Source organism: Mesorhizobium sp. Arg314, from assembly GCF_053714275.1.
Genome location: NZ_JBSKBP010000266.1, coordinates 1 through 421, shown reverse-complemented (window position 1 = coordinate 421; position 421 = coordinate 1). Strand labels below are relative to the sequence as shown.

Genomic DNA, 421 nt, shown 5'->3' with positions numbered 1-421 from the left:
CTCCAGAACCCGCCTCGCCAGCGACCGCCAGGCTGTCAGACACCTATCGCGGTGTTCCGTTGGTCGATCTGACCACCTCCTCCGATGCTCAGATCAGAGCTTTTCCGTCAGGCTCGTCCAACCTCCCTGAGGGGGCAGTGCTCGGCGCCGACGAACTGCTGAGCGACGCCCATATCCACAGGGATTACCGGTTGCTGGAGCAGGACCTGGTCAGTCGAGTGGCACGGCGGAATTTCACCGCCGTGCTCTCCTAGAACCGTGCGTGAGCCTCTCAGCTCACACGGCTCCCGGTATCCGGCTGTTGGGCACTGCAGGAGGCCCATCCAGCGCTCGCCGCCCGAACGCAATGGACTTCGCAACGACACTAAGCCGTTATGGATGCCGACGGGATGACGGTGTTTACGAATGTGAGCCGTAACAA

The 421-nt window shown here is 62.0% G+C and carries 1 protein-coding gene; it reads left to right on the top strand.

Annotated features, from left to right (window positions below; all coding sequences use genetic code 11):
* Positions 1 to 254, top strand: a 254-nt coding sequence (locus ACWGS9_RS35420; protein ID WP_454509505.1) for a hypothetical protein, incomplete at its 5' end; no start/stop codon positions are given.
* Positions 255 to 421 lie beyond the last annotated feature (167 nt).